Source organism: Providencia sp. PROV033 (assembly GCF_028484855.1).
GTDB lineage: Bacteria > Pseudomonadota > Gammaproteobacteria > Enterobacterales > Enterobacteriaceae > Providencia > Providencia alcalifaciens.
Map to the genome: position 1 here is coordinate 22638 of NZ_JAMPSW010000008.1, position 25884 is coordinate 48521.

The window sequence follows — 25884 nt, forward strand, 5'->3', positions numbered from 1 at the left end:
CATTTGTTCTAAATGCTATTAAGCTGCGAGTGGGAAGAAATACCCAAATAACATCGCGCCTAAGATAGCGCCACCGGCGACAGGTTTTTGCCATACATAGAAAATCAGTGAGCCAATCAGTGCACCAATACCAATTGGAATCGATGCCGCCATCGCTGCCAATATAATCAATGGACCTAAGAAACGACCGGAGGTGTTACCCGCGCCCATCATGACGTCTGCGCCAAATGTGGAGTTAGCTTGGGCAATGGTAAACTTACGAGCAAAAACAATAATTAAGCCGATAAGTACACCGAGGAATAAGCCCGTGAGCAGGGAGATCCAAAAGTTAGTGACTAAGATATCCCAGCCAGCCGCTAAAAAGAGGGCTGGAACACCTAAGCCAATACCGGTTTGCAGTGCACCACCGATATCTAAAATCCCCACTAATGACCCTTCTATGATCCGAGCAAACAGGAAACTGGCACCAAAGGCGGCAACCGCCCCGTAAACTCCAGTATCTAGCCCGGCGCGTAACATGGCGACAAAAGCCACTTCGTTAAAAGCACCGAAGCCGTACACCACATACATGTGCGTACCTGCGAAGATCCCAGCAGATAACAAGCCAACAAAGATAGGGAAAGACCATTCCGCGTACCAAAAGTCTTGTTTATTAATTTCAGTTGTCATGATTATTTCCCGCTCAGCAGTCCGTGGACATATTCAAGCCACAGTGGTTTGTCTAAGTTGAAAGAGGTGATCATCTTCAGGTCAAACTCGCGGAAGAAGCCACTGAGAACGAACAGCAGAACAACGGTGATCATCATGGTACGCGTGATACGGTTCCAGCCATTGTCATCCACGCCTTTACCAATCAAGATCCCTAACACTAAACCAGGGATTGCGTTACCCATGATTAATTGAGCACAACCGCCGAATAAGGTTGCCCAGAAACCAGAGCGACGACCAGCATCCATTGCGGCTAACCAGAAAATGACAGGCATCACGGTGTTAACCAGTAAGTTAGCTGCCGGTACAAGTACGTTAATCGCGGTAGTTTGCAGTGCTGCGGGTACCGCAGATGCTGTGGTATTTAAGAAGGCGACCACCAATGCCCCAATAATGGCACAGGCAATCGCCATTTTTTTCGGGTTATGCAGGGTATCTGCCACACTGCGATTTTTGGTCAGTAGCGCTGCGGCGCCCCAGTTAGGAATAATACGATGGTCAACATCTTGGGTGAAGGCACCCGCAGCGACAGAAGATGCCCATGCGTTGAAGAAGAAGCCTAAGCCGAACGAGAAGTGTGATGCAGGGTCGCCTTCACATGCGTTTAATTCACCAAGGGTACGGAATGCACCCATACCTTGTATGGTTGGCGCGTGGAACATACGTGCTGCCCCTGCGCCTAAACCAAAGCCGCAGAGACCGCCGATAATGAGGGACATGCCCAATATTTCTAAGAAAGATGCAGTTTCACTCATGGAATTTACTCCAGACCTGATTGCTTTTATTGTTCTGTAAATGGAATTTCGTTGACAGAAAGTAAGGTAACATCCAGCGAAACGTCGAGAACAACTCGGAAATGTTCACGTTTGCGTGGCAAAAAGAGAAAAAGAAACTTTTCTGTCCGCGAATGAGAGTGAGCACTAACAACCTCAACATCCTTGGGTTCTATCCGCAGAATGATGTCGGTACTGTTCTTAAGTACGGTTTTTTGAATCGAATTTAAGGCGTCAGCAATCGCTTTTTGCTTTGTGTCGCCTTGCCCTGTCACCCGTACTGTCGTTTCGATAGATTTTTTCATTAAGCGTTGCCGTATTTTTTATTAAAAGCTTTGACTAAGCGCTCGCCTAACTCTTCCTTGTCCATAAAACCGAAACCTAATACATTGCAGCCCTCTGCAATTGCGGTTTCTCCTTCTTCAATCGAACGCATACCATAACGTGCTTTATAGCCATATTTAGTTTGAGCGGTGATAGCGCCTGCGCCACCGCTTCCACAGAATGAAATGCCCAGGTCTGCTTGCTCTTGGTTCATCACATCCCCGAGTTTCATATCGGCAGCGACGCCGGGTACGACAATGGCTTTTCCACCCGCGGTTTCAACGCCAGCAGCCACTTTTTGCCCTTTACCTAAACGATCGCCAATAACAATAACTATCTGTTTCATAAAATATTCTCCAAAAAATTTAATGCTAAAAATTAATCATTAGAACGGGCAACTTCAAAGTGGACTGAAAGCAAGTAAGTCTCTTCTGGTGCAAGTCCCGGAAGTGTATCGACGACTCGTTGTGCTAATGCAATCGAATGTGCCGAGATTTCATCAAACAAGCTAATATCCACTTCCGGTAAGGCTTCGCCAGTTTTGGCTCTATCAACCATGGCACGTAGATGAGGCTCCAACATCTGCTGCTGTACATCTGTGGTGTAGCAACCCTCCTGTTTGAGCCAGTCAGTAATCACTGCTAGCAGTTTGTGTGTGACCTGTTGAACATCAAGGTCGTCCTCTAACATTTTGAAAACTACAACTGATTCATTCATAACTATTTAAAATCCAAGATAATATTTCAAATCATGTAACTTCATTTATTCATGCTAATACCTTAGTCGCTTCTTTATTGTTTTTGCAGACAGGGAATTTCCAGTTCTAAGTGGAAATAATTCGGAAGCATAAACGGACGATTTGAGGCTATTTTTTGGTCTAAAAGGAAGTTAACTGGAAAATGTTATGCATTATGAGGGACAAAAAGTAGGGGCTAATTATGATTAAATGATTAAATGATTAAATGATTAAAGATATTTAAATTCAATAAATTAGATTGATTTTTTGAAATCTGGAAATGATGTTTGGAGGGTGTAATAAAAGTGGAAATGAATAAATGGAAACATACGTAGAGTGGAAATTTTCACTTCCACTTACCTATTTTATGCATGAAATGGATGAATTAGACTAAAAATCATTTGATGGAGTTGTGGTTAGGATCACGTAAACAGTGCCCACTTCCCTTTTTCCGCAAGGAAGTGGAAACTCATTGAAATCACACAATTCGAGCCAGGCTGTCTTTGGCTATCGCTTGGAACTCATTGAAGTTTTTAACATTAATGAGGCGTCGTGTTGTTTTTTCTTTGACGAAAGTAACAAATAGGTCATAAATTGCCATGGCTTCTTCATAGTCCGTTTTACTGATTGCCAGTAAGAAAATGACATAGGCGTTTTCTTTGGTTTCTTTGTTCCACTCGATGCCTTTTGGGGCAAGGATGGTTGTCACAACCGTTTTATTGGCAAGTAACCCTAAAGAGTGAGGTAGCGCAATGCCTTCACCGAGTAGCGTAGAGACAATGGATTCTCGCTCCTGCAATGACGGATAAAAATCGGCAGTGACATAGCCGTCTTGTTGTAATTTATGGCAGACCGTTTGGAATAACTCTTCTTGGCTAATTTTTTCATTGATAACCATAAAGAAACGTTCATCGAAGAAGCGCTCAATAATATAGGGACGGGTCTGATCCACCATCGCTAAGCGGCCCACTTGTTCAAGCTGGTAAGGTGTCGGGAATGGCGCAATTTTAATAACGGGTTTATTTTTCTCGGAAATCCGTACGGTGGTGATCACAAAGTCTTCCGTTATCTCATCCAGAGATTCGTACTCTTGCAAGGTGAGTCCACGGCTAAATTTCAGCTGCGGAAATTCCCGCATGATTTTAGATTCCACGACACGAAATGTGGAGTTACCCGCATCGGTCACTACGAGCACTTCCGTTTGGCGTGCAGATCCTGCCCCATAATTGCGTTCAAGACTAACGCCGATATGCACCGCCAAGTAGCCCAACTCATCTTCATTGATTGGGTGTGGAAGCAACTGTTTGCTTGCACTGGTTAACGCACTCAACGTGACATCATAGGCAAACGGATAATACTGCTTGATATCTGACAGGAGCGGATTTGGGGTAGATATATGGTATTGGAGCCGAGTAATTAAGGCGGCAAGGTGGGTATTTAAATCTTTTTTCAGCTTTTCATCATTACGCAGATCGTAGTTATACAAGTCATTGATATAATTTAAAATATACTCAGATAGTTCGTTGTGCTGGCTGTGTTTCTGCGAAGATGTATGTTGGTTACTGATGCGCTGCGCGATAATTTGATCATGTAAAAAACTCAGCTCAGCGGAAGATAAATCATTACCCAGAAAATAAATCAGCCCTTTGGAAATTTCATCGCAGGCTTGGTTGATGACCTCTTCGGATTCTTCATTTTTCACGCTGCTATTGAGTTCATGACCTCGGGTAATGCGCAAAATAGTCACTGCACAGTTAAAGACAAGGTAAAGATGACCCTCATTGCTGATGCGGATATCAAAGCGATTCAAACTGTTATGAACCACTTTATTAATGTAGGTTAAATCCAGATTATCAAGACTTTCAGGATAGAAGGTCGCGAGGTCGGGGGTGATTTGTTCGCTGAATTGCCGCCATAATGCTTCAGTCATGCAGGCCCTAATTGCCCACTCACTTCCATTGAGACGAATTCCTTGGTGTGGAATACTTTCCAGTTGAACCTGATAGCGGTGAAGATGCTCTCTTACTGCGCCCATATCTTGTTGGATAGTGCTGCGGCTGACAAACCACTCTTCCGCGATATCATCGAGCTTGACGGGGAGTGATAGCATTAAGAGCTTGAGTAAGAGCGCATCAATGCGCTCTTTGCTCGTACGGGGGATCTGACCATGTTTATCATTTTGCTTGGTAAAGGCGGCAAAAGCCTCTGCATTTTCGATTTTTAATTGATAGCCACGACCGCGCTCATACACAATATGGGCACTATAATCTTTAATTAATTCGTTGATTTCATTGATATCAGAACGAATGGTTCGTGTAGAAACCGAAAAGTTTTTCGCTAATTCATCTTGAGGGACAACCTCATTGAGGATCCGAGAGAAAATTTGATTGTGTCGCTGCAAAATGAACAAAGCCACAAGAACCCCTTTAAAATCAAAAATAAAGTTCGGAGTTAGAAAACGGATGGTCTTTTAACTCTCTTATGGCTGGACTCTATCACAGTGGTATTAGGATAGCGGAAATATAAATGATGAATTTTGCGAATCTATTCGCAAATTTTGGACCATTTTAGTCATAAACTCTTTTTTTCCTGCCTAAAAATTCCTTAAAGGGACTCTCCCAAGTCGATCAATAAACCTCTAAATGGTTTCTCAGCGGTAAAGGTCAGAATATTTTCATCCTGAATAAACAGCCCATCATTGCAATTCATCGAAAGAGATTGCCCCTCTTTTCCTTTTACCAGTAAACCGCCATGAATAGATTGCAAATAGGCGTTTTTACCCCGTAATAGGATAGTTTTTGATTCATGAGGTTCAAGATAAATCTGGCTTATCCAAATTTTTTGGCGAAGCTGTAAGCTATCTTCATCTCCCTCTGGTGAAGCAATCAGTTTGGAATCTTTCTCCGCTAACATCAATTTTTGTGGTGGCATAGATTCCTGCTGAGGACAGGCATTTAACCACAGTTGAAGCCGTGTTAATGGCGTCGTCTCACTGATATTATGCTCACTGTAACTGAGGTCAGGGCGAGGAGAGAAACTCACACATTCTCCCGCTTTTGCGCTGACGGTGTTGCCTAAATTATCACGGTATTCAGCTTGTCCTTGCAGGATAATATTCACAATATCAACGTGAGGATAAACTCTTGGTTGAAACGCGCTATTGGGCGCAAGCACTTCTTGATTTAGCACTTTCAACGTTTTGAATCCCATTAAGTCTGGATCAAAATAGTGTCCAAACGAAAAGGTATAGCGAGCTTGTAACCAACCGTAGTCTGCTTTCCCACAATGGTTAACTGATCTCAAATTCATCATAATGGTTAACCCTCACTCAAAATATATAGCCAGTAATATATTGTTATAATAAATATCTGGACGTTGAATTGTTAGCCAGTTAATCTGTTTCCATTATTCAAATTTCCTGAAAGAGATACATCATGAGCAAAGAGAGAGCATTAACACTTGAGTCGTTAAGGGTGATGGATGCAATCGATCGGCGTGGCAGTTTCGCAGCAGCGGCAGAGGAATTAGGTCGTGTGCCTTCAGCATTAAGCTATACCATGCAGAAGTTAGAAGAGGAACTGGATGTCATTTTGTTTGACCGTTCAGGACATCGAACAAAGTTTACCAATGTCGGGCGCATGCTATTAGAGCGTGGTCGAGTGTTACTTGAAGCAGCAGATAAACTGACATCCGATGCAGAGGCATTAGCGAAAGGTTGGGAAACGCATCTGACCATTGTGTGTGAAGCGCTGGTTCCAGCTGAATCGCTATTTCCATTGGTCGATAAACTGGCTGAAAAATCCGACACTCAGCTCTCTTTAATCACGGAGGTATTAGCCGGGGCATGGGAGCGGCTCGAATCTGGGCGTGCGGATATTGTGATTGCCCCCGATATGCATTTCCGCTCATCCTCGGAAATTAACTCCAAAGTGTTATATACCCTGAATCATATTTATGTCGCGAGCCCTTCGCATCCGATTCATAAAGAGCCAGAGCCATTGTCTGAAACCACTCGAGTGAAATACCGTGGAATAGCGGTGGCAGATACGGCGCGCGAACGTCCGGTGATCACAGTGCAATTGCTAGATAAACAACAACGGTTGACGGTATCGAGCATTGAAGACAAACGTAAAGCGCTGATTGCAGGACTAGGGGTGGCAACAATGCCATATCCGCTGGTGGAGCAAGATATTAAGGAAGGGCGCCTGAAAGTTGTAGCGGCAGAATTTAGTCATGAGTCGAATATGATTATGGCGTGGCGACGCGATAGCATGGGGGAGGCTAAGTCGTGGTGCCTCCGAGAAATTCCCAAATTATTTAGATCTTGATCTCGTCATACTTCAAGCTGTAGCTGTGTTGGCTTCATAAAGTTACCCTAGTTACATACTTATGTATGCTCCTAGGGATAACTTCACTTGCCGCCTTGCTACAACTCGAATTATTTAGAGATCACTCGTGACCTATTTTTGAATTCTTTTTTTAAGCGAAAAGCGAAAAAGAGAATAAATAAGAAAGTAGAGATAAAAGCAAAAAAAAGCACCTCGGACAAGAGGTGCAAAGGCATTTAACTTATGGATAAGGATGTTGGACTTGAGGGTACTTCTGACATAAAGATACTGCTGACTCCCTGCCTATAGGTAGGTATAGGCGAGGAAGTTGGGTCTAATTACCATTTTTTATTTAATAAATGGTCGATACTGAATTTACCTGGACCAGTAACAGCCAACAGAATGTAGCCACCTGCAATGGTCATATTTTTCATGAACATTAAGCTGTTTGGCTCAACGCTGAAATTCGTATGGAACAGCATCGCAGTTAAGAATGTGAATACTGCTGTAAAAATAGCGGTTGTACGTGTTAACAGACCAAATAACACCGCTAAGCCACCACCTAACTCAAGTAAAATAGTCAATGGCAGTAAAAAGCCTGGGACGCCCATGGCTTGCATATATTGCTGAGTGCCTTCATAAGCACCACCTAATTTACCGTAACCTGCGACGATAAACAGAACTGGCATCATAATACGTGCTAATAAAATAGCTCCACTTTCTAAATTTTTCATTGAGTCTCTCCAGATAAAACGGTCATTAAATATAAATAAAGTGCGATGTCTATCGCGTTGTAAGCTAAGTTTCAGCACGAAAAGGCTAGAAATCTTTGATGTGCGTATCTTATTACTTAGCTCATTCAATAAAAAGCTAAGCTTATTAACAAAGATAGACAAAAAAATTGAATATGTGTAATTGGGTGTGAAAAAAAATGAAAAAGGGAGGGCTTATCTATCTAATTGACGGGTAAAGACTATTTTTATCTTAGTGAGATAGGTTACTTTTGATTGGCGCTATTTAGGCTATTTCTCAGCGTGCGGACTAAGCCCCATGCTGCAATCGCTTTCTTACTGAGGGAAATAAATCGGTTGGGGTGTTTTAACGTCAATATAGAGATAAGACCCGTCGCGGCAATAAAGATTGGGCGAAAGGTCATGATGGTTTGCCATGCTCGGTCATAAGGGGCAGTCGCTTGTAGCCACTCTTCTTTGCTGGCGGATAGCATAATGCGTTGCTGCTCGATATCAGCAACTAAACGTTGTTTTCTCTCTGCAAGTAATAGGCGTTTACTTTTGCTCATCATTATCTGTTCCTGCAAGTGCTTTGGCATCATTACGAAGCTGTTCACGTGTTGCAGTTAATAGTGTGGATTGTTTCGCTTTTTTTAATGTCCAAATAGCAAAAATAATAGCAAGTAAAATCAAAGTACCGGTGGTGATCGCGAAAGCTTGATAACGATAAATGGGATCAACAGACCAGAAGATAAGCCCAATAAGGCACATCAGACCAAATGCAGAAAACAAGAGAGTCAGCCCTGCTAATAATAATAATTGAACAAGGTTGAGTTTCTCTTCTTCTAATTCCACCGCAATAAGTTGAATACGGGTTTCTACCATATTCACGGCGATACCCGTAATTCTTTGCAGTGAATCTAGAACCCGCTTAGCGGGTCCTTGACGTGGTGATTGTTCCATAAGCGGTGATTAGCGTTTCGTGAGCAGCATGCCTAAAACCACACCGACTGCTGCGCCAATGCCTACACTTTTCCATGGATTTTCACGTACATAGCAATCAGCTTGACCTGCAATTTCTTTGGTTTGCTCAGTGATTTTATCACTTGCTTGACCAAGTTTTGCTTTTGAAGAGGAGAGAGCTTCACGGGCTTTAGCCTTTAAACTTTCAATCTCTTCTTTTGATTTATCTTGAGTACTATTCAGAATGGATTCGAGAGAGTCTGCGAGTGATTTAAGTTCAGCACGTAGATCTTCAGAAGAATGATTGGATGACATAGTAGAACCTCCTATCAATAGAAAAAGATCGTTTGAATACTACTACAATAGCTTTTTTTAGCTTAAGTGCAATCACTAATTAGAATAGATTGAGAATTGATAAAGGCGAGAAGCGGGAATAGTGAGTTACTCCCGCTATTGATTTAATTGAGAAACAGTTATCTATTTACGCGTAAATTTTTTCTTAATGACAACACCGATGCTACCGATAAGACCCAAAATGAGTAGACCAACAGGAATTAGCATCAGAACGTTCATAATTTGATGCTCGTATTGCTGGAAAATAGGGCTTTTACCGAATCCATAGCCGATAGCGGTTAAAATAAATACCCAGAGGAATCCACTCAACCAGTTGAACACTTGAAAACGCCCGTTTTGCAAGCCTGCAAGACCTGCAATGGTGGGTAATAGGGTTCGAACAAATGCAAGAAATCGACCAATCAGTAAGGCGGCTAAGCCATGGCGATGGAATAACCCATGAGCCCGTTGGTGATAGTGTTCGGGAAGGTGTGATAACCAACCTTTGACAATTGCAGTGTTACCCAGCCAACGCCCTTGAATATAACCCACCCAGCAACCAATACTGGCTCCAGCGGTTAAAATGACTAACGTTAACGGATAGCTAAGCGCATCTTTTGCGATGAGGACACCAACAAGGATCAGTAAGCTATCACCAGGTAAGAATGCAGCAGGAAGCACGCCGTTCTCCAATAAAAGGATCATGAACAGCATGAAATAAATGGACCATATCAACGATGGGTTGGATAAGGTTTCGTAATCTTGATGCCAAAGGGCGAAAAAAAGTTCTCTAACTAATTCCATTAATGTTTCCTAAACGGCAATAACAGCAACAAACATGTTGTTGGGCAGAAATGGATTAAGTAAATGCCGGAAGGAAAACGCTGTTTCTTCGGGCTGTTAGTGTAAAACCCGTCCACTTTAACAAAACAGAAAATAACTAAACAGTAAATTTTGAGCTTATTTTTAGGATTTATTTAAATTACGGCTGATTTTTACATTTACGTATCTCTGTGATGCGCTGTTTCGCTTCATTAAAAGCGTGAATGGCGCTGGATGTGGCGCTCAAACCTCATTATTTGGCAGTAAATTTACGTTTAGTGAATAAAAAATCTCACGAACATATTGATAGCTAATCATTGCTTTTTAAGACTAATTACCTTATTGTAGGCGCATAGCAAAGGGGAGTAACTTCTTCTGTCGGATTATCGTCATTACGGTGCACACATTGCACCCGGTAACCGAGCACCACAATTTCCTTATCTTAGGTTATCTGTGTTGTAAGTGAGACCTTGCCAGAAGGCGAGGTTTGCTCATTGTTTACAACCGTGTAGTGATAACATAAGGTGAAAACAGTTTAAGCGGCTGATGTCTTCTGGATATCAGTCGTTTTTTGTTTTTAAGGAATCTAAATGAACTCTGTCGGTAATCCAGTTTTATGGGGCAGCTTTGCTGTCATGATACTCGTGATGTTACTCATCGATATGTTTTGGCAAGGAAAACATAAAGGTCAGGCGATGTCGATGAAACAAGCTGCGGGCTGGAGCATCTTGTGGGTTACGCTATCACTGATTTTTGCGGGCGGTCTCTGGTGGTACTTTAATGATACCGTTGGACCTGAAGTCGCTAACACGCAAACTATGGCATTCCTCACGGGTTATCTCTTAGAAAAAGCGCTTGCTGTTGATAACGTGTTTGTCTGGTTAATGCTATTTGGTTACTTTGCTATTCCAGCAAACTTACAGCGTCGTGTGCTAGTTTATGGTGTGCTTGGGGCTATCGTTTTACGTACCATTATGATTTTTGCGGGTAGCTGGTTAGTCACTCAATTTAGTTGGATCCTGTATGTTTTCGGCGCATTCTTGCTGTTTACGGGAATCAAAATGGCGTTCGCTAAAGAAGATGATTCACCCATAAATGAAAAACCGTTAGTAAAATGGGTACGTTCACATTTACGTATGACTGATGAGCTGCATGGTGAAAAGTTCTTTATTAAAAAGAATGGATTACTATTTGCTACACCATTAATTTTGGTTCTGATCTTAGTGGAAATCAGCGATGTTATCTTTGCGGTAGACAGTATTCCCGCTATCTTTGCTGTGACCACTGACCCGTTTATCGTATTAACCTCTAACCTGTTTGCGATTCTAGGGTTACGCGCCATGTACTTCTTATTAGCTGGCGTTGCTGAGAAGTTCTCAATGCTGAAGTATGGTTTGGCTGTGATTTTAAGCTTTATCGGTGTGAAAATGCTGTTGATGGATATTTTCCATATCCCAACTGCGGTTTCGTTAGGTGCCGTTGCTGCGATTTTAGTTCTGACTTTAGTGATTAATACTATTGTGAATAAGCGCAATGAAGCGAAAAAACTAATTAACGAATAATCTTTTTCTTAAATTGAAAAGCTCCCATAAGTTAGCCATGACTTTGGGAGCTTTTTTATATCTAATGATTTATTGATTGTTCAACGAATAAAAGGATGCTCTGTGCAGCAAATCATGCGGGTTTTGCGGAAACTCTATAAATATGAAAATAGCCAATATGACGGAGAACGAGCCGTTTCTATTTATTCGGTAGATTGTTTATCTGATAAAGAGCGTAATGTATTAGAGGATTTTCAGTGGCAAGCTAATACAATTGAAGAGTTTGCAGACCATCAAGATATGGTTAATAAGCTGCACAGCCTAAAGCAAGTAAGTGTACTGACTCGCCAACGTTGCTTGGATGCTTTTGTCGCGGGTGTGGGCGGAAGTTATTTGCGAGGACGTTCAGTTTTAGGTGCTTACCATAAACTGAACGCTTTACCGGATCACGTATATGTAGAAAAACCGCAATATGCGTGTTGCTGGATCTGTAGTGGCTATAACAAACGTATTTATATTAATGATAGCTACTTCCAATACTGTTTATATTACGGAAATTCCTATACAGGAAATCCGAGCTATGCGTATTTAAATCTCCGACATTTAATGAAGATAGAGGCGATTAAACCCACCGATGACGATAAGAAAGTCTTTAACCAGCTGTTAGATTTCTTACGTAATGCACCTGAAGATGAGACTCCTGGGAAATTTGAAAAGCGTTTATCTCAGGCAAAAATAGTTAAAGGCGATAAATATACATTGCGAGGTATATTACATTCACTCGCATTGATTGGCGTTATTCCTAATACTTTTATTTCACTGTCTCTCGATAGTTGGCATGACTTCGGTGATATTACTGGCGCAGAAAATCAGCTTAATAATACAAAAGGGCGTTCTGATATGGAGATGCCTTGGGCGGGATGGAAAGGCAGTTTGAAAATAGATGAAGAAAAAGCAGTGCATTATTTTGGTGACTATTTGACCAAAGGTTAAATCTTATTAGTAAGATTTTATGAAATTTAGGAAAACACCTTAGAGAGCCTCTAAGGTGTTTTTTTATTTTAACTGACTGAAAAGACTAAATCATTTTTAATGCTCTGTGTTTACTATAAGAAACAAAATTCTATTGTGATCACAGATATGTAAAATTAATGTTAATCATGCTCAATCATTGTGTATATTTTGAATAATAGCCTTTTCAGGAGATTAATATTCCTTATACTGGCTCGGCAAACACATTTAATTCCTAAAAAAGATAAATCATAAAGGTCTATTATGGATACAAATAAAACAGGGTTATGGCGAGTAATTAGTCAAGGTAGTTTGGTCAAACAAATCCTAGTGGGCTTGATTGCGGGTATCTTATTGGCATGGTTATGGCCATCCGCAGCAAAAAATGTTGGCTTATTGGGTGACTTGTTCGTGAGCGCATTAAAAGCGGTTGCACCGGTGTTGGTTTGGGTGTTAGTCATGGCATCGATAGCTAACCATCGCCAAGGGCAAAAAACCAGTATTCGTCCTATTCTCGTGCTGTATATTTTAGGAACTTTTTTCGCGGCGGTTGTTGCGGTAATCGGTTCGTTCATGTTCCCATCAAACTTGATTTTAGCGATGGGGGACACTCAACTGACTCCTCCGGGGAACATTGCTGAAGTTTTAAAGGGGTTATTAATTAATATCTTTGCTAACCCCGTTGATGCATTAATCAAAGGTAACTATATCGGCATCTTAGCATGGGCGATTGGTTTAGGTATTGCACTGCGTCATGCGAATGAATCGACCAAAACGATGATCCACGACTTCTCTTTAAGCGTGACTCAACTGGTTCGTGTGGTTATTCGTTTAGCGCCATTAGGTATTTTCGGCTTAGTGTCTTCAACTATCGCCACCACAGGTTTTGAAACGTTAAAAGGCTATTTCCACGTACTCGCAGTATTACTGGGCTGTATGATTATCGTGGCATTAGTGGTTAACCCATTGATTGTTTATTGGAAAATCAGACGTAACCCATATCCATTAGTCTTTGCTTGTTTACGTGAAAGTGGCGTGACGGCGTTCTTTACCCGTAGTTCCGCAGCGAACATCCCTGTGAATATGGGCATGTGCCGCCGAATGAATTTGCATGAAGATACGTATTCTGTCTCTATCCCATTAGGGGCAACAATTAACATGGGTGGCGCAGCGGTTACTATTACGGTGTTGACGCTGGCCGCTGTACATACACTGGGCATTCCTGTTGATATTCCTACTGCGCTGTTATTAAGTGTGGTGGCTGCGGTGTGTGCGTGTGGAGCATCAGGTGTTGCGGGTGGGTCATTACTGCTGATCCCGCTGGCGTGTAATATGTTTGGTATTTCTAATGAAGTGGCGATGCAAGTGGTTGCCGTGGGTGTGATGATTGGTGTTCTGCAAGATTCCGCAGAAACCGCATTGAATTCCTCAACTGACGTGTTATTCACTGCGGCAGTGTGTTTATCGGAAGATGATAGACTGGCGCAGGACGACGCTGAGTTATCCCAAACTCAAGATTAAGTTTGTTGTCGATTAAAACGAAAACCCGCTGATTTAGCGGGTTTTTTATGTGAGAGATAATTTACAGCTGATAAGCAACTTTCATGCCTTGCTCTATGGCTCGGCGTGCATCTAATTCTGCTGCCACATCCGCACCCCCAATCACATAGGGGTGTATCCCAATTTCTTCCAGCTGTTGCTTCAATGGGCGATACGGCTCTTGTCCCGCGCATAAGATGATATTATCAACGGCAAGACATAAGTTTTCATCTTGATAACGAATGTGTAGCCCATCATCATCGACATTCATATATTCCACGCCATTGAACATTTCAACGCCACGTTTCATTAATGATAAACGATGTACCCAACCCGTCGTTTTTCCAAGACCAGCGCCGACTTTGCTATTTTTTCGCTGTAATAAATAGAGGTGTCGAGGTGTGGGTTCAAGCTGTTTTTTGGGTGAGAAAACGCCACCTCGGGTTGTGATAGATGTATCAATATTCCATTCATGATTGAATTTATCGTCGTCTAAACTGCTGCTGATCCCTTGTTGGGTAAGCAGCTCTGCCACATCAAATCCAATACCACCCGCACCAATAATCGCGACGTTTTTACCAACACTATCGAGCTGTTTTAAGGCATCGATATACGACATGACTTTGCGGTGGTCGGCTCCCGCGAGATGAATAGCACGAGGGACAACGCCTGTTGCAATGATAACTTCATCAAATTTGATTAAATCATTTGCTTGAGCAAGCTGTTCTAATCGAACATCAACATTGAGCCGTTGTAATTGGCGTGAAAAATACCGCAAGGTTTCGTAAAACTCTTCTTTGCCTGGAATCTGTTTAGCAAGATTAAATTGTCCGCCAATTTGGTTGCTACGCTCAAATAGCGTGACTTGATGACCGCGTTTCGCGGCATAAATGGCGCAAGACAGCCCCGCAGGACCTGCTCCCACAATCGCCACTTTTTTGGGTTTGTCAGCTAATTCATTGGGATAATCCATCTCTCGCACGGCTTGTGGATTGACTAAGCATCCGGCTAATTTCCCATTAAAAATTTGGTCGAGACAGGCTTGGTTGCAACCAATACAGGTGTTTATCTCATCAGCTCGACCTTCTTGAGCTTTTGAAACAAAGGCTTCATCAGCAAGAAAAGGACGAGCCATCGACACCATATCAGCTTGGCCGCTAGCAATAATTTGCTCTGCGACAAAGGGGTCATTGATACGATTGGTCGTGATGAGGGGGATATTTACTTTGCCCATTAATTTTTCAGTCACCCAACTGAATGCTTTGCGGGGCACCAACGTGGCAATGGTTGGCACGCGTGCTTCATGCCAGCCTATCCCGGTATTGATCATCGTGGCACCTGCATTTTCTATCTCTTTTGCAAGTTGCTCTATTTCATCCCACGTAGAACCTCCCTCCACAAGATCTAGCATCGATAGCCGGTAGATAATGATGAATTTTTCTCCAACGGTCTGGCGAATGCGCTTAACTATTTCAATGGGGAAACGAATCCGATTTTGATAGCTACCGCCCCATTCATCGGTTCTGTGATTGGTACGCGATGTAATAAATTGGTTGATAAGATACCCTTCGGAACCCATCACTTCGACACCATCATAGCCTGCCTGCTGAGCCAGTTTTGCGGTATTCACGAAATCATCTATGGTTTTCTGTATTTCATCGCGACTTAATTCGCGAGGCGGAAAGGGGGTAATTTCTGATTTAATTGGACTAGGAGCCACTAATGCAGGATGCATAGCATAGCGACCCGCATGCAAAATTTGTAAGGCGATTTTTCCATCAGCTTGATGTACTGCTTCGGTGATTTGCTGATGAAAAGGCAGTTGGTCTTGGTGGTTTAAAATGGCACCGTGAGGCGCCAAAACACCTTCAGGATTCGGGGCAATCCCTCCGGTGATAATGAGACTCACGCCATTTTCTGCACGCAGGCGATAAAAATGGGCAAGACGTTGGCTTCCTTGAGGATGTTCTTCTAAGCCGGTGTGCATTGAACCCATCAAAATGCGGTTTTTAAGTATGGTATGCCCCAAATCAAGTGGGGTAAAAAGATGTGGAAAATTGCTCATAATGGCTCCCATTTGGGGCTGTCAATAACAGGTCAGATGAGTTAACTGTAGCCTAATGGGCAATTGAATTAAAAATAATGTTAAAAAATTGTGATTTTTATCATATGTTTTACGTAGGAATTAATAAATTCACAGGACTATTTCTTTTGGTTTATTTTTCTGTCATAAAAAAGGATTACAACAACAGACTGTTATCATCATAATTTGATGGGCTTTGACTTCACACAACTGAGTTATTCAGGAAATACGTCGATGAAAGAGATTTGCCAAGCTGTGACCTTAGAAGGCAACCATGTGCGATTAGAGTTGCTGACTCATCAGCATGATGCGATTTATGCAGACATTATTGAACGAGATAAGCTGCATCACCTGTGGTATACCTCGGTACCTGAGCCGGAAAATGTGGCGAAAGATGTCGATGGTCGTTTAGCGCGTTTCGACCAGAAAGAGATGGTGCCATTTGCCATTATCGATAAGCGCACAGGCAGGGCGGTTGGAATGACCTCTTATATGCGGATCGACCAAAGCGTACGACGTGTTGAAATTGGGGCGACGTGGTATGGGGCCGAAGCGCAGCGTACTCCGATTAACACAGAAGCTAAGTATCTGTTATTAAAACATGCATTTGAAGAATTAGACTGTGTTGCGGTGGAGTTAAGAACGCACTTTTTAAATCATCAAAGCCGTAAAGCGATTGAGCGTTTAGGCGCAAAACTCGATGGAATTTTACGTAGCCATATGCTGACACGTACTGGCGAATTGCGAGATACCTGCATTTACAGCATTTTAAATCATGAATGGCCAGCAGTACGTCGCCATTTAGAGTGGCAGATGACAAAGCCTCGATAAGTCACAAAATAGCCCACATAATGTGGGCTATATAGTTAATGTTTAGCTAAATCAGTTGATTACAAATATTCGTGCATAGGTTTAGTCATATACACGTTATTTGGCATTTTTTCCGTAGTGGTATAACCCGCAGGGCTGTTGATTAGCGCAGGAATACGGTTAACCAAGTTTGCACAGGTTAATTCTACGGTTGCTGGATTATTCACTTCAATTGCTGTATCCGGCTCACCAATCAGCTGCCAACTGTTTTTGTCACACTCATCAGCGGTTAGAATTTTACCAATACATTCCGTTTCTAAGGTGACGCCTTCTGCTGTTTCAGTGATCACCAGCGCAGATAACCCTAAAACATCGCCTTTTTTCACCGTCATTTTTAAGGTATCAGAATAGATATCTTCTTTGGCAATTTGCGGTACGCAGCGCTGAGTTTGATTGGTAATAGTCAGCCCCAAGCGGCTACATAGCCACCCATTTTGCGTCCACATGTACGGTGGCGCATACTCGCCGCTCTCAATTTTCTCAGCGATAACTGCGTATGGCAGGTCGTTATAGTTACCAATTTGCTGATTGAACTCGTCGACGGTTAAGCCTGCACCGTGACCTTTCGCTAGTGCGATACCGTAATCTTCCACGTTATAGCAGCTAGACCCTTTGATTTTCACCAATTTATGCATAGAGCCAGCTAACGTGTCGATGAGCACACCCCAGAACATATCTGGGTAGCCACTACCGGCTAAGGTGCAGTTATTCGCTTTGGCTAAAGCATCCAATTTTTGTGTGATTTCAGGGGAGGAATTCCACGGATATAGCGCTTCCTCACCGGTTGAGATTGCATTGACACCATGGCGAGCAAATAGGGAGAAGGCATCTTCTAAGTCTGCCATTGTGCTGAGAGTCGCAATGATCCCAACATCAGGTTTTAAGGTTTCGAGTGCTTTATCGGCTTCATTAAGCGGCTGAATTTTTACGCCTGTGAGGGCTGTTCCTGCAATTTCGCCAATATCTTTACCGATCACGGCTGGATTGATATCAAAAGCCGCCACAACTTCAGCATCATGTTCTTGTAGGTAACGGATGAGAAATTTGCCCATCTTTCCACAACCATATTGAACTGCACGTACTTTTTTCATCATTGTTGCCCTGTTTCTATTTATCTTTAATTATCATGTTCTATCTAGAGTATAAAATTATTGTTTTATATCAATCAATTGAATAAATAATGCTCAATAAATGAGAATACGAAAACTCACTCTTTACCGCCAATTATTTACTATAGGATAGCTGTTCACGCAGGTTTGTTCGTCAATGATGTCCCAATAAAGAATGGAACCCTAGAATAAAATCCGATAATTAAGAGAGGAATAATAGTTTTTGATGATGCCATGGCATTGAATTATAGGGCGATACTATGCCTTGGATACAAATTCACCATATAGAATTGAAATACTAGACCTTCACCAAAACAGCACGTATAATCGCACCACTTTGGCCCCTTAGCTCAGTTGGTTAGAGCAGGCGACTCATAATCGCTTGGTCACTGGTTCAAGTCCAGTAGGGGCCACCAAATTTTAGCTGTTAAATCAGCGCATTAAGCCACTTCGAAAGAAGTGGCTTTTTTGTATCTAAAATCTTGAAACCAAATTATCGCTTAACTAATTGTTTTTCCCGTGAATTCTTGAATTAATCGCTCCCCTTCATGTTTTTTACCATATCCCGCATCGATATTTAAATATCTTCCATCTTTAATCTGCATGAATTGGTTTCCCCATATGTTAGCCCGTTCATGGGCTTTATCGATGCCAAGTCGTGGGACGTTATCGGTAAAAGAATATTCGTGATCTACGAGCGATTAAGCGAGTAGAGCACCCAAAGAAATTTGAATGTCTGAAGAAATTGAGACAAATATAAAAAACTGATGATGATTCACGTGAAGGTTTAATGTATCAATTTGGGACTTTATATTTTCAGTTAAACGTGACTTGCTGTTTTAACCTCATTTTCTATCCAAATAGTATTTTTACTTAAACGCATCACTTATATTAGTAAATACTTATCTCTCATGTTCATTGCTATAAGCTTAATTTTTTGTATTCAGGAGGAAATAAAACACTGATTAGACAAAGAATGTGTTTTATACATATTGAATAATTATCATTAGATATAAAAAATGAGACTGTTCTCTTATTTTTAATCGAAAATCTATGTATTAGCGAGTGGGGTTAAATTAAAAATAGGATTTTTCTTTATTGAAAATATAAATTTAAGATAAAAAATGGAAAAACTATTACGCTAAATAGCGGTGATTTATTTATTTGTAACTATAATACACATTAAAAATGTAACTAATTGCAATAAAGTAATGTCCGATATATGTGAAAGAAATGTTGTTAAGTATGAATTCATGACACATTATTTGTAACTTATTGATTTTATTAGGTGCGAAATAATCGTAATATGAGTAAATGTATCAAAAAATAACTGCCTATTAAATCCATTGATTTTAATAGGTGATGGCGACTTTACAGCTTTTAGGTGTAATTATAGTATTTATGTGAACCAAAGCTCAAAAGGCGAAAAGATTTAATTACCATATATATAAATATATTAGTGGTTTTTACTTAAGTATATTTATCTATTCCTTGTCTCTGAAATTCAAGTTTATATTGTGATTAATGTTTAATTACAGAGGCTAATTTTATTTTTTTAAAATTATTATTTGATTGAGGACGTACCTAATGAAATTCAATAAGACATTTATGGCTATCGCAGCAACAACATTAATTGGTTTTGGTGCAAATGCAGCGCCAGTTAATCACGGTAATGGTAAAGTAACATTTACTGGTAGCATTATTACTGCACCTTGTTCTATTGACCCATCTTCTGTTGATCAAACAGTAGATTTAGGTCAAGTAGGTGATGTTGTCTTAAAAAACGGCGGTACTTCAGATGGTCAGTCATCCCCAGTTATGTTTGATATTAAATTAATTGACTGCACTTTGGAAACGGAAGAAACCGTGAACATCACATTTTCAGGAGCGGCCGCTACAAATGATCTTAAATCACTATTAGCTATTACAGGTACAGCTGCGGGTGCAGGTATTCAAATCGTGGATAGCAACAATGCGCCAATCGTTTTAAATGAGCAAACTAAATCAATTCACAAATTACAAGGCACAACAAACACTTTGCAATTTGCGGCTTACATTAAAGGTTTAGGAAGCCAAGGTAAACCAGAAGCTCCAGTTGAAATTGTAGCAGGTGAATTCCAAGCAGTAACAGATTTCGTATTGTCGTACAACTAATTTAAAAATTATTGTAACGGTAAGCTGAAGTAATGAGACTAATCATTACTTCAGCTTAGAAGATTTATTAAAATTTAAGGGCATTGTAATGAAAAAATTCAATAATAAAATTATGTGTTCCGTGTTTTTAAATTTTAATAAAAAATAAAGTCATGAAAAAGCGTATCACGGCTTCTTTATTACTGTTGAATTCATTAGTTTCTTTTGCTGAAGAGGCGGTGGATTTCAATATTAATATATTGAATGCAGAAGATAGAGAAAATATTAACTTGGCCGTTTTTTCTCAGGATCTTTATATTGTTCCGGGTGTTTACCCCTTTAAGCTAAGCATAAATAATGCCTATATTCCTGAACAAAAAATTACCGTTGTGAGTTATGAGGATAAATCTCAAGCTTGTTTAACGGATGAAATTGTCGAGAAATTTGATTTAAACCAGAATGCAGAAAGTAAATTGCACTGGAATGCTATTGATGGCTTAGAATGTTTAGATATAGCTAGTTTAGATGGCATGTCAGTGACACCCAATTTATCTACTGGAACATTAATTATTAATATTCCTAAAACGTACCAAGAATATTCTGCGAATGATTGGGAATCGGCTTCGCGCTGGGAAGATGGCATTAAAGGCATTATTTTTGATTATAATCTGACTTCACAATATAACCGCAGCTTAGGCAGCAACACTGCGAGTGATACCTTTTTCTTGTCAGGTTTAGGTGCCGTGGGAGCTAATTTTGATAGCTGGCGTTTACGGGGTTTTTGGCAAGGTTCATATAACCATACTCAAAATAGCCGAGCTGATGATACCCATGATATTAAGTGGACCAATATCTATGCTTATCGGGCCATTCGCAGCTTAAAATCTAAATTAACGCTCGGTGAGGATTTTCTGCAAACTGATTTATTTGATAGCTTTAAGTTTGTAGGAGTTTCATTACGTTCTGACGACAATATGCTGCCACCAAGCTTACGTTCTTATGCGCCAGAGGTCACTGGTTTTGCAGAAACTAACGCTGTGGTTAAAATAAGCCAAGATGGTCGGGTGATTTATGAAAGTTTAGTCCCTGCCGGTCCGTTTAGAATTCAAAATTTAAATAGCGGCATTTCAGGTACATTACAAGTTAGAGTTGAAGAGAGTGATGGGCGTGTTTCTGAATTTGAAGTGGACGCGGGAAATATTCCATTTTTATCTCGCCCAGGCTCTGTACGTTATAAAGTGAGCGCGGGTAAACCCACGGATATGGATCGACATGTCATGGGCGATGCCTTTGCTCAAAGTGAAGTTTCATGGGGTATAAATAACGGCTGGTCAATTTTTGGTGGAGCACTTAATAGTAGTCGATTCAATTCTTTTGCTGCCGGTGTTGGGCGCGACTTATTTAAATTTGGTGCCATTTCATTTTCATTTAATCATTCAATTGCGGCATTGACTGACGGACCGACTTTAAAAGGTAAAGCATTTAAAGTTGATTATTATAAAAGCTTTGAAGGCAGTAATAGCCAACTGCAATTATCGGCGTATCGTTTTATGGATCGTGAGTTCATGACGATGAGTGATTTTCTCATCTATAATGACCAAAACAATATTACGTATGCGGGACACAATAAAGGTTTGTATTCAGCATCGATAAGTAAAAACTTTACGGATTGGCGTTCTTCCATAAATTTAAATTACACGCATCAAACATATTGGAATAGACCAAATAGTTATCGCTATAACATGACTTTCTCGAAGTATTTTGATACGAGCATGTTTCATAATGTCGGTCTGTCTATCAATATGTTTAATAGCAAAATGCAGGGTTATCAGGATAACGGAGTTTATGTCAGCCTTTCCGTTCCATTAGCATCAGGAACCTATGTCAATTATTCAACGTATAACGGAAAAAATGATAATACGAATAAAGTGACAATGAATAAACGCCTTGAAAATAAAGATAATCTATCACTGTCTGTGGGTAACAATCGACATAGCGGAATATTGAGTAGTTATTATAGCCATAAAGGCAATATGAATGACTTTAATACTAGTTATAACTATATGAGCAATAACTCAATGTCGCTGTCTGCCAATATTCAAGGTGGTGTGACGATGACGGGGTACGGTGTGAGTATGCATCCCGTTACATCAACAGGTGGAACGCGTGTATTTGTTGATATGAATGGCGTAGGTGATGTTCCGGTGAAATACAATGGCTCGCACTTACGCTCAAGCAGTTTTGGAAAAGTCGTTGTTCCAGATATTAACAGTTACTACAAGACCGATGTAGTTGTTGATATTAACAAGTTACCTAAAGATGTGGAAATTGCTGATTCAGTAACCCAAACCACATTAACTGAAGGCGCCATTGGTTATCGTAGCTTTGACGTTATTTCAGGAATAAAAATGATGGTAACGCTGAGATTACAAGATGGTAGTTATCCACCATTTGCTGCCGATATTAAAAATGATTCTGGGAAAACAACAGGAATTGTTGGGGACCAAGGTGAAGCTTATATTGGTGGAATCAGACCTGGCGAAGAAATGAAAGTATCATGGCAAGGTTCAGAATGTAAAATAACATTCCCACAAAATATCGAAGAGCATAATATTTATGACAAATTGCTCTTACCATGTAATTAATAAAAATCTTAAAAGAAGGCTAATGTTTATGATGAAAAAATTATCCGTATTATTACTTGGCTGCTTCGTTACGGCGAATGCTTATTCGGCAATTTCAATGGACAGAACGCGTATTATTTATAATGGTGATAGTAACTCTGTTTCATTAACGGTTAGTAATAAGAATACCCAGCTGCCTTATTTAGCTCAAGGTTGGTTTCAAGATGATAAAGGTGAAAAGTTAACGTCGTATTTTACTATTTTGCCGCCAATCCAAAGAATTAATGCAGGACAAACTAGCCAATTACGTATTGAAGCTTTACCCGACGTTGTGAAATTACCACAAGATAGAGAAAGTCAGTTCTTTTTTAATTTAAGAGAGATTCCACCTACCAGTAAAAAATCCAACGTATTGCAAATTGCATTGCAAACTCGAGTGAAATTTTTCTATCGACCAGCCTCTTTAGTGGTTGATTCCACACAAATGAAAAATTCACCGTGGCAGAATAAATTAGTGTTAGTGAAAAAAGGCAGTGAGGTTTATGCGAAAAACCCAACGGCTTATTACGTGGTACTCAATAATATTAAAAAGAATGCAGCGGCTGAGAAAAATAAGGGGTTTGTGGCAACAGATATTGCTCCATTTTCCGAGCAAAAGATTGCTATTACCGCAGAGCAGTTAGGTTCATCACCCGTAATTAATTATATCAATGACTACGGCGGTCAGGTTGATTTACCGTTTGTGTGTTCTGCGACAGAGTGTCACGCAAAAGATGCCAAATAATCTCATAAGCAAATGATGGAAACGGGTAAATCTAATGTTTAAATTTAAGAGTTTGTTTTGTCTTAGTTTACTGTTTTTTTTATCGGTGAATGCATTTGCGGATGGGAAGTTTGTAACGGTCAGAGTGAATGTTTTATCCGGTGGATGCGTGTTGAATAATAACGAAGATATCTACGTTGATTTTGGTGATGACATTGTTATTGGACAAATTGACTCAGGCAAATACACCGAAACGGTTCCTTATGATCTGACGTGTGATGCTCAGTTTGACGAGCTGTACATTGTGTTTGAAGGCGTTAAAGGAGAAACCTCTAACAGCCTGAAAGTCGCGGATACACCGGGTTTGAATATCAAACTTTATATTGATAACAAGCCAATGAATATCGGTTCTCAATATGAGATTGATAACATCCAATATTTACCTTCTTTAACCGCAGAACTGGCACTGGCTAATGGGATAAGACCTATTGGGGGTGAGTTTTCTACTGCTGCAATACTAACTGTAGGATATCATTAAGGTATTATCTTATGAACAAACTCTTATTATCGGTTGTTTTATTCCTGACATATGCGAGTACCGCACAGGCTGTCAAAGTGAACTTCAGAGGAAACTTGATAGAGGGAACACCGTGTGTCATCAATAATAACCGTCCGATTGAAGTGGATTTTGGTGATGACTTAGTGGTTTCGTTAGTTCCGACGAAAGATGGTAAAAAATACATCGAAGATATCGATTTCGAATGGGAATGTGACAACATTTCATCGGGAACCGATGTGGTCTTTAGTTTTGAAGGCTCCCGCGCTTCCTTTGATAATGATTTGCTGAAGATCAATGAGCAAAAAGATATCGCGCTACAAATTTATTACGATTCAAAGACACTGAGAGTGAATGATGATTTTGTATATACCTATCGTTCTGACTCTCAAATTCCTGATTTAAAAGCAGCTTTAGTAAAAAATAGTTCAAGTACTGCCAATGTACAGCCGGGTGAGTTTACTGCCAGCGCGACATTAACGGTTGCATATCAATGAGGATTATTTTCTTTACTCTATTACTTTATTTCACTGGGAATGTGCTCGCAGATGAAGTGAACTTTTCTGGAGTACTGAGGCATGCAATCCCTTGCGTGGTAAATGGTGGCGAAGAGCTGGTGGTGCCATTTTACGAGGTCAATGATAAAGATCTTTACCGTCAAAGAGATATTACAGAAACTTTTGAAATTACACTTTCAGATTGCGAATTCTTACCTGATTTCTCATTTTCGATGGCATTCACGGGGGTCAGTAACTCGAAAATTAAAGGGTCATTACGGATTGATGGTGATCCCGGTGATCTTGGCTACGCTATTATGTTAACTAGCGATAAGGGAAATATGGATATTAATCGCCAGTATCCTATTACAGGAATGAACGGTAATAAATTTCCTCAAGTCATTCCGCTTAAAGCCTCTATTTTAGGTGAAGAAGACGCTATCAAAAATAAAAGCATTAAACTCGGGGAGTTTAGCGCTACAACGACATTTAATATCTATTACGAATAACTCGGCTGTTAAGGATATTATGAAAAGACTTATTCTTATCTGTTTATTAGTGGTCGCCCCTTTTCAATTCTCACGTGCTGAATTTGCGGCGCAAGGGGAATTACGCACAGACTATGGTGCTTGGATGGATACCACATATGTGCTGCGTGGGGATTTAGAACATGATAACCGTCCATTAGCGATACAAGCATCTGGTGCTTGTCCATGTAACATTTTTCTTGGCTCATGGGGGACATGGGAAGATGGTCAGTACGGCGCCGGAACTCAACATATTGTGAGCTTCGATACCCAGACGGTGAAATTAACGGAAAGAAGTTCTTGGGAAGAAAAACCAGTAACATTTAGTGAAGTCGCAAGAGCATTACAAAAAGATGGCGTATTGAATAAAAACATTCAAGGCCGCTGGCAATTTTACCCAAGACGCCCTGGTGTGGGTTATTGTTTCAATCTTGGAATTCACTACACTGGCGTGATGCAAAGAGAGCAAACGGCAAATAATCCCATTATTCTTTGCTCACCGTTAGACCCTGCGATCTCAAATTGTGATATTGAGGGTCCGGATTATATTGATCACGGAACATTGTCGAATAGTTCGATGAATGGTCATACGGTTAGCGAAAACTTTACTGTCAGTTGTACCAATCCTACCGATGTAAAAATTTCAGCAGTTGCCGGTTTAGATAATGATAATTTTATCTTTATGGCGGATGGACTGGAGTCAGAAATTAATGTTAATGGACGCCCATCCACAGTTCTTTCGGTCGATTCGTTCGTGAAGCAAACATTTAACGTCACCAGTACATTGAGAAAAACCAAAGATCTCACACCCAACGAATATTCGGGGATCTTTTTACTATCCGCAGAATTGCCTTAATTGACAAAGCATAAAATAAAATGGCAGGTTTTGAGTCAATTCATCGTGACTGAAACC

Annotated in this window: 26 protein-coding genes and 1 tRNA gene; 13 read left to right on the forward strand and 14 right to left on the reverse strand. The window is 40.6% G+C overall.

All coding sequences use genetic code 11. The features are described from left to right. Positions 1-18: 18 nt before the first annotated feature. The 7 genes from PSF16_RS03105 to PSF16_RS03135 form a co-directional block, all read right to left on the reverse strand. Positions 19-669 carry a DUF4310 family protein gene (locus tag PSF16_RS03105; RefSeq protein WP_006659130.1) on the reverse strand — a complete coding sequence of 217 codons (651 nt, stop codon included), beginning with the start codon at positions 667-669 and terminating at the stop codon, positions 19-21. A 2-nt stretch (positions 670-671) separates the two neighbouring features. Next, entirely contained in the window at positions 672-1463 is a 792-nt protein-coding gene (locus PSF16_RS03110) for a DUF4311 domain-containing protein (protein WP_006659131.1), read from the reverse strand. A 26-nt stretch (positions 1464-1489) separates the two neighbouring features. Further along, positions 1490-1786, reverse strand: coding sequence for a DUF4312 family protein (locus tag PSF16_RS03115; protein ID WP_006659132.1), 297 nt, complete (start codon positions 1784-1786; stop codon positions 1490-1492). Further along, on the reverse strand, positions 1786-2151 hold the full coding sequence (locus tag PSF16_RS03120; protein WP_006659133.1) for an SFCGS family glycine-rich protein: 366 nt from the start codon (positions 2149-2151) through the stop codon (positions 1786-1788). The genes PSF16_RS03115 and PSF16_RS03120 overlap by 1 nt, the downstream gene beginning before the upstream one ends. Positions 2152-2183: 32 nt before the next feature. Continuing rightward, on the reverse strand, positions 2184-2522 hold the full coding sequence (locus PSF16_RS03125; protein WP_272688749.1) for a transcriptional antiterminator: 339 nt from the start codon (positions 2520-2522) through the stop codon (positions 2184-2186). Between the two features lie 497 nt (positions 2523-3019). Further along, complete coding sequence (locus PSF16_RS03130; protein ID WP_006659135.1) at positions 3020-4957, reverse strand: BglG family transcription antiterminator; 1938 nt, start codon at positions 4955-4957, stop codon at positions 3020-3022. 188 nt (positions 4958-5145) lie between these two features. Next, entirely contained in the window at positions 5146-5853 is a 708-nt protein-coding gene (locus PSF16_RS03135; protein ID WP_006659136.1) for a pirin family protein, read from the reverse strand. A 122-nt stretch (positions 5854-5975) separates the two neighbouring features. Between PSF16_RS03135 and PSF16_RS03140 the strand changes: the two genes are divergently transcribed. Next, a complete protein-coding gene (locus tag PSF16_RS03140; protein WP_006659137.1) occupies positions 5976-6869 on the forward strand; it encodes a LysR family transcriptional regulator in 894 nt (297 codons plus the stop codon). Between the two features lie 338 nt (positions 6870-7207). On the opposite strand, the gene PSF16_RS03145 is transcribed toward PSF16_RS03140, so the two are convergent. The 5 genes from PSF16_RS03145 to PSF16_RS03165 form a co-directional block, all read right to left on the reverse strand. After that, positions 7208-7603 (reverse strand): DoxX family protein, encoded by a 396-nt coding sequence (locus PSF16_RS03145; RefSeq protein ID WP_006659138.1) that lies wholly within the window; start codon positions 7601-7603, stop codon positions 7208-7210. Between the two features lie 263 nt (positions 7604-7866). Continuing rightward, a complete protein-coding gene (locus PSF16_RS03150) occupies positions 7867-8172 on the reverse strand; it encodes a YqjK-like family protein (protein WP_272688750.1) in 306 nt (101 codons plus the stop codon). Then, a complete protein-coding gene (locus PSF16_RS03155; protein ID WP_006659140.1) occupies positions 8156-8563 on the reverse strand; it encodes a phage holin family protein in 408 nt (135 codons plus the stop codon). Before PSF16_RS03155 ends, PSF16_RS03150 begins: the two co-directional genes overlap by 17 nt. Positions 8564-8572: 9 nt before the next feature. Beyond that, on the reverse strand, positions 8573-8878 hold the full coding sequence (locus tag PSF16_RS03160) for a DUF883 family protein (RefSeq protein WP_006659141.1): 306 nt from the start codon (positions 8876-8878) through the stop codon (positions 8573-8575). Positions 8879-9040: 162 nt separating this feature from the next. Continuing rightward, entirely contained in the window at positions 9041-9700 is a 660-nt protein-coding gene (locus tag PSF16_RS03165; protein ID WP_006659142.1) for a DedA family protein, read from the reverse strand. Between the two features lie 608 nt (positions 9701-10308). Here PSF16_RS03165 and PSF16_RS03170 point away from each other — a divergent pair. From PSF16_RS03170 to sstT, 3 genes are all read left to right on the forward strand, one after another. Continuing rightward, positions 10309-11280: a TerC family protein gene (locus PSF16_RS03170; RefSeq protein ID WP_272688751.1), complete on the forward strand. Its 972-nt coding sequence runs from the start codon at positions 10309-10311 to the stop codon at positions 11278-11280. Between the two features lie 102 nt (positions 11281-11382). Next, positions 11383-12252: a hypothetical protein gene (locus PSF16_RS03175; RefSeq protein WP_230489292.1), complete on the forward strand. Its 870-nt coding sequence runs from the start codon at positions 11383-11385 to the stop codon at positions 12250-12252. Between the two features lie 282 nt (positions 12253-12534). After that, positions 12535-13791, forward strand: coding sequence for a serine/threonine transporter SstT (gene sstT, locus PSF16_RS03180; RefSeq protein WP_036959973.1), 1257 nt, complete (start codon positions 12535-12537; stop codon positions 13789-13791). Positions 13792-13852: 61 nt separating this feature from the next. Here the strand turns inward: sstT and PSF16_RS03185 are convergent, their stop codons facing one another. Then, the gene (locus PSF16_RS03185) at positions 13853-15874 is read right to left on the reverse strand and encodes an NADPH-dependent 2,4-dienoyl-CoA reductase (protein WP_272688752.1); all 2022 of its coding nucleotides are present in this window, start codon (positions 15872-15874) and stop codon (positions 13853-13855) included. A 252-nt stretch (positions 15875-16126) separates the two neighbouring features. Here PSF16_RS03185 and PSF16_RS03190 point away from each other — a divergent pair, with 252 nt between their 5' ends. Further along, positions 16127-16723 (forward strand): GNAT family N-acetyltransferase, encoded by a 597-nt coding sequence (locus PSF16_RS03190; protein ID WP_006662929.1) that lies wholly within the window; start codon positions 16127-16129, stop codon positions 16721-16723. 59 nt (positions 16724-16782) lie between these two features. Here the strand turns inward: PSF16_RS03190 and PSF16_RS03195 are convergent, their stop codons facing one another. Continuing rightward, complete coding sequence (locus PSF16_RS03195) at positions 16783-17856, reverse strand: NAD(P)H-dependent amine dehydrogenase family protein (RefSeq protein WP_006659149.1); 1074 nt, start codon at positions 17854-17856, stop codon at positions 16783-16785. Positions 17857-18210: 354 nt separating this feature from the next. Here PSF16_RS03195 and PSF16_RS03200 point away from each other — a divergent pair. The 8 genes from PSF16_RS03200 (at position 18211) to PSF16_RS03235 (ending at position 25827) form a co-directional block, all read left to right on the forward strand. Further along, positions 18211-18287, forward strand: a tRNA-Ile gene (locus PSF16_RS03200). 1171 nt (positions 18288-19458) lie between these two features. Beyond that, entirely contained in the window at positions 19459-20025 is a 567-nt protein-coding gene (locus PSF16_RS03205) for a fimbrial protein (RefSeq protein WP_272688753.1), read from the forward strand. 152 nt (positions 20026-20177) lie between these two features. After that, complete coding sequence (locus tag PSF16_RS03210) at positions 20178-22649, forward strand: fimbria/pilus outer membrane usher protein (protein WP_272688754.1); 2472 nt, start codon at positions 20178-20180, stop codon at positions 22647-22649. 22 nt (positions 22650-22671) lie between these two features. Continuing rightward, positions 22672-23412: a fimbria/pilus periplasmic chaperone gene (locus PSF16_RS03215; RefSeq protein ID WP_006662931.1), complete on the forward strand. Its 741-nt coding sequence runs from the start codon at positions 22672-22674 to the stop codon at positions 23410-23412. 34 nt (positions 23413-23446) lie between these two features. Further along, positions 23447-23929, forward strand: a complete 483-nt coding sequence (locus PSF16_RS03220) for a fimbrial protein (protein WP_272688755.1) — start codon at positions 23447-23449, stop codon at positions 23927-23929. Positions 23930-23940: 11 nt separating this feature from the next. Then, positions 23941-24444 (forward strand): fimbrial protein, encoded by a 504-nt coding sequence (locus tag PSF16_RS03225; protein WP_006659154.1) that lies wholly within the window; start codon positions 23941-23943, stop codon positions 24442-24444. Continuing rightward, entirely contained in the window at positions 24441-24953 is a 513-nt protein-coding gene (locus tag PSF16_RS03230) for a fimbrial protein (protein ID WP_006659155.1), read from the forward strand. Before PSF16_RS03225 ends, PSF16_RS03230 begins: the two co-directional genes overlap by 4 nt. 19 nt (positions 24954-24972) lie before the next feature. Then, positions 24973-25827 carry an MrpH family fimbial adhesin gene (locus PSF16_RS03235; protein ID WP_272688756.1) on the forward strand — a complete coding sequence of 285 codons (855 nt, stop codon included), beginning with the start codon at positions 24973-24975 and terminating at the stop codon, positions 25825-25827. The last annotated feature ends 57 nt before the right edge of the window (positions 25828-25884 follow it).

Excerpts from the sequence above, each read along its gene's own strand:
- PSF16_RS03140 (WP_006659137.1), top strand. The coding sequence starts at position 5,976 with ATGAGCAAAGAGAGAGCATTAACACTTGAGTCGTTAAGGGTGATGGAT.
- PSF16_RS03230 (WP_006659155.1), top strand. The coding sequence starts at position 24,441 with ATGAGGATTATTTTCTTTACTCTATTACTTTATTTCACTGGGAATGTG.
- PSF16_RS03235 (WP_272688756.1), top strand. The coding sequence starts at position 24,973 with ATGAAAAGACTTATTCTTATCTGTTTATTAGTGGTCGCCCCTTTTCAA.
- PSF16_RS03170 (WP_272688751.1), top strand. The coding sequence starts at position 10,309 with ATGAACTCTGTCGGTAATCCAGTTTTATGGGGCAGCTTTGCTGTCATG.
- PSF16_RS03225 (WP_006659154.1), top strand. The coding sequence starts at position 23,941 with ATGAACAAACTCTTATTATCGGTTGTTTTATTCCTGACATATGCGAGT.
- PSF16_RS03120 (WP_006659133.1), bottom strand. The coding sequence starts at position 2,151 with ATGAAACAGATAGTTATTGTTATTGGCGATCGTTTAGGTAAAGGGCAA.
- PSF16_RS03215 (WP_006662931.1), top strand. The coding sequence starts at position 22,672 with ATGTTTATGATGAAAAAATTATCCGTATTATTACTTGGCTGCTTCGTT.
- PSF16_RS03155 (WP_006659140.1), bottom strand. The coding sequence starts at position 8,563 with ATGGAACAATCACCACGTCAAGGACCCGCTAAGCGGGTTCTAGATTCA.
- PSF16_RS03185 (WP_272688752.1), bottom strand. The coding sequence starts at position 15,874 with ATGAGCAATTTTCCACATCTTTTTACCCCACTTGATTTGGGGCATACC.
- PSF16_RS03220 (WP_272688755.1), top strand. The coding sequence starts at position 23,447 with ATGTTTAAATTTAAGAGTTTGTTTTGTCTTAGTTTACTGTTTTTTTTA.
- PSF16_RS03165 (WP_006659142.1), bottom strand. The coding sequence starts at position 9,700 with ATGGAATTAGTTAGAGAACTTTTTTTCGCCCTTTGGCATCAAGATTAC.
- PSF16_RS03145 (WP_006659138.1), bottom strand. The coding sequence starts at position 7,603 with ATGAAAAATTTAGAAAGTGGAGCTATTTTATTAGCACGTATTATGATG.
- PSF16_RS03115 (WP_006659132.1), bottom strand. The coding sequence starts at position 1,786 with ATGAAAAAATCTATCGAAACGACAGTACGGGTGACAGGGCAAGGCGAC.
- PSF16_RS03150 (WP_272688750.1), bottom strand. The coding sequence starts at position 8,172 with ATGATGAGCAAAAGTAAACGCCTATTACTTGCAGAGAGAAAACAACGT.
- PSF16_RS03190 (WP_006662929.1), top strand. The coding sequence starts at position 16,127 with ATGAAAGAGATTTGCCAAGCTGTGACCTTAGAAGGCAACCATGTGCGA.
- PSF16_RS03195 (WP_006659149.1), bottom strand. The coding sequence starts at position 17,856 with ATGATGAAAAAAGTACGTGCAGTTCAATATGGTTGTGGAAAGATGGGC.
- PSF16_RS03110 (WP_006659131.1), bottom strand. The coding sequence starts at position 1,463 with ATGAGTGAAACTGCATCTTTCTTAGAAATATTGGGCATGTCCCTCATT.
- PSF16_RS03135 (WP_006659136.1), bottom strand. The coding sequence starts at position 5,853 with ATGATGAATTTGAGATCAGTTAACCATTGTGGGAAAGCAGACTACGGT.
- PSF16_RS03160 (WP_006659141.1), bottom strand. The coding sequence starts at position 8,878 with ATGTCATCCAATCATTCTTCTGAAGATCTACGTGCTGAACTTAAATCA.
- PSF16_RS03105 (WP_006659130.1), bottom strand. The coding sequence starts at position 669 with ATGACAACTGAAATTAATAAACAAGACTTTTGGTACGCGGAATGGTCT.
- PSF16_RS03205 (WP_272688753.1), top strand. The coding sequence starts at position 19,459 with ATGAAATTCAATAAGACATTTATGGCTATCGCAGCAACAACATTAATT.
- PSF16_RS03210 (WP_272688754.1), top strand. The coding sequence starts at position 20,178 with ATGAAAAAGCGTATCACGGCTTCTTTATTACTGTTGAATTCATTAGTT.
- PSF16_RS03125 (WP_272688749.1), bottom strand. The coding sequence starts at position 2,522 with ATGAATGAATCAGTTGTAGTTTTCAAAATGTTAGAGGACGACCTTGAT.
- sstT (WP_036959973.1), top strand. The coding sequence starts at position 12,535 with ATGGATACAAATAAAACAGGGTTATGGCGAGTAATTAGTCAAGGTAGT.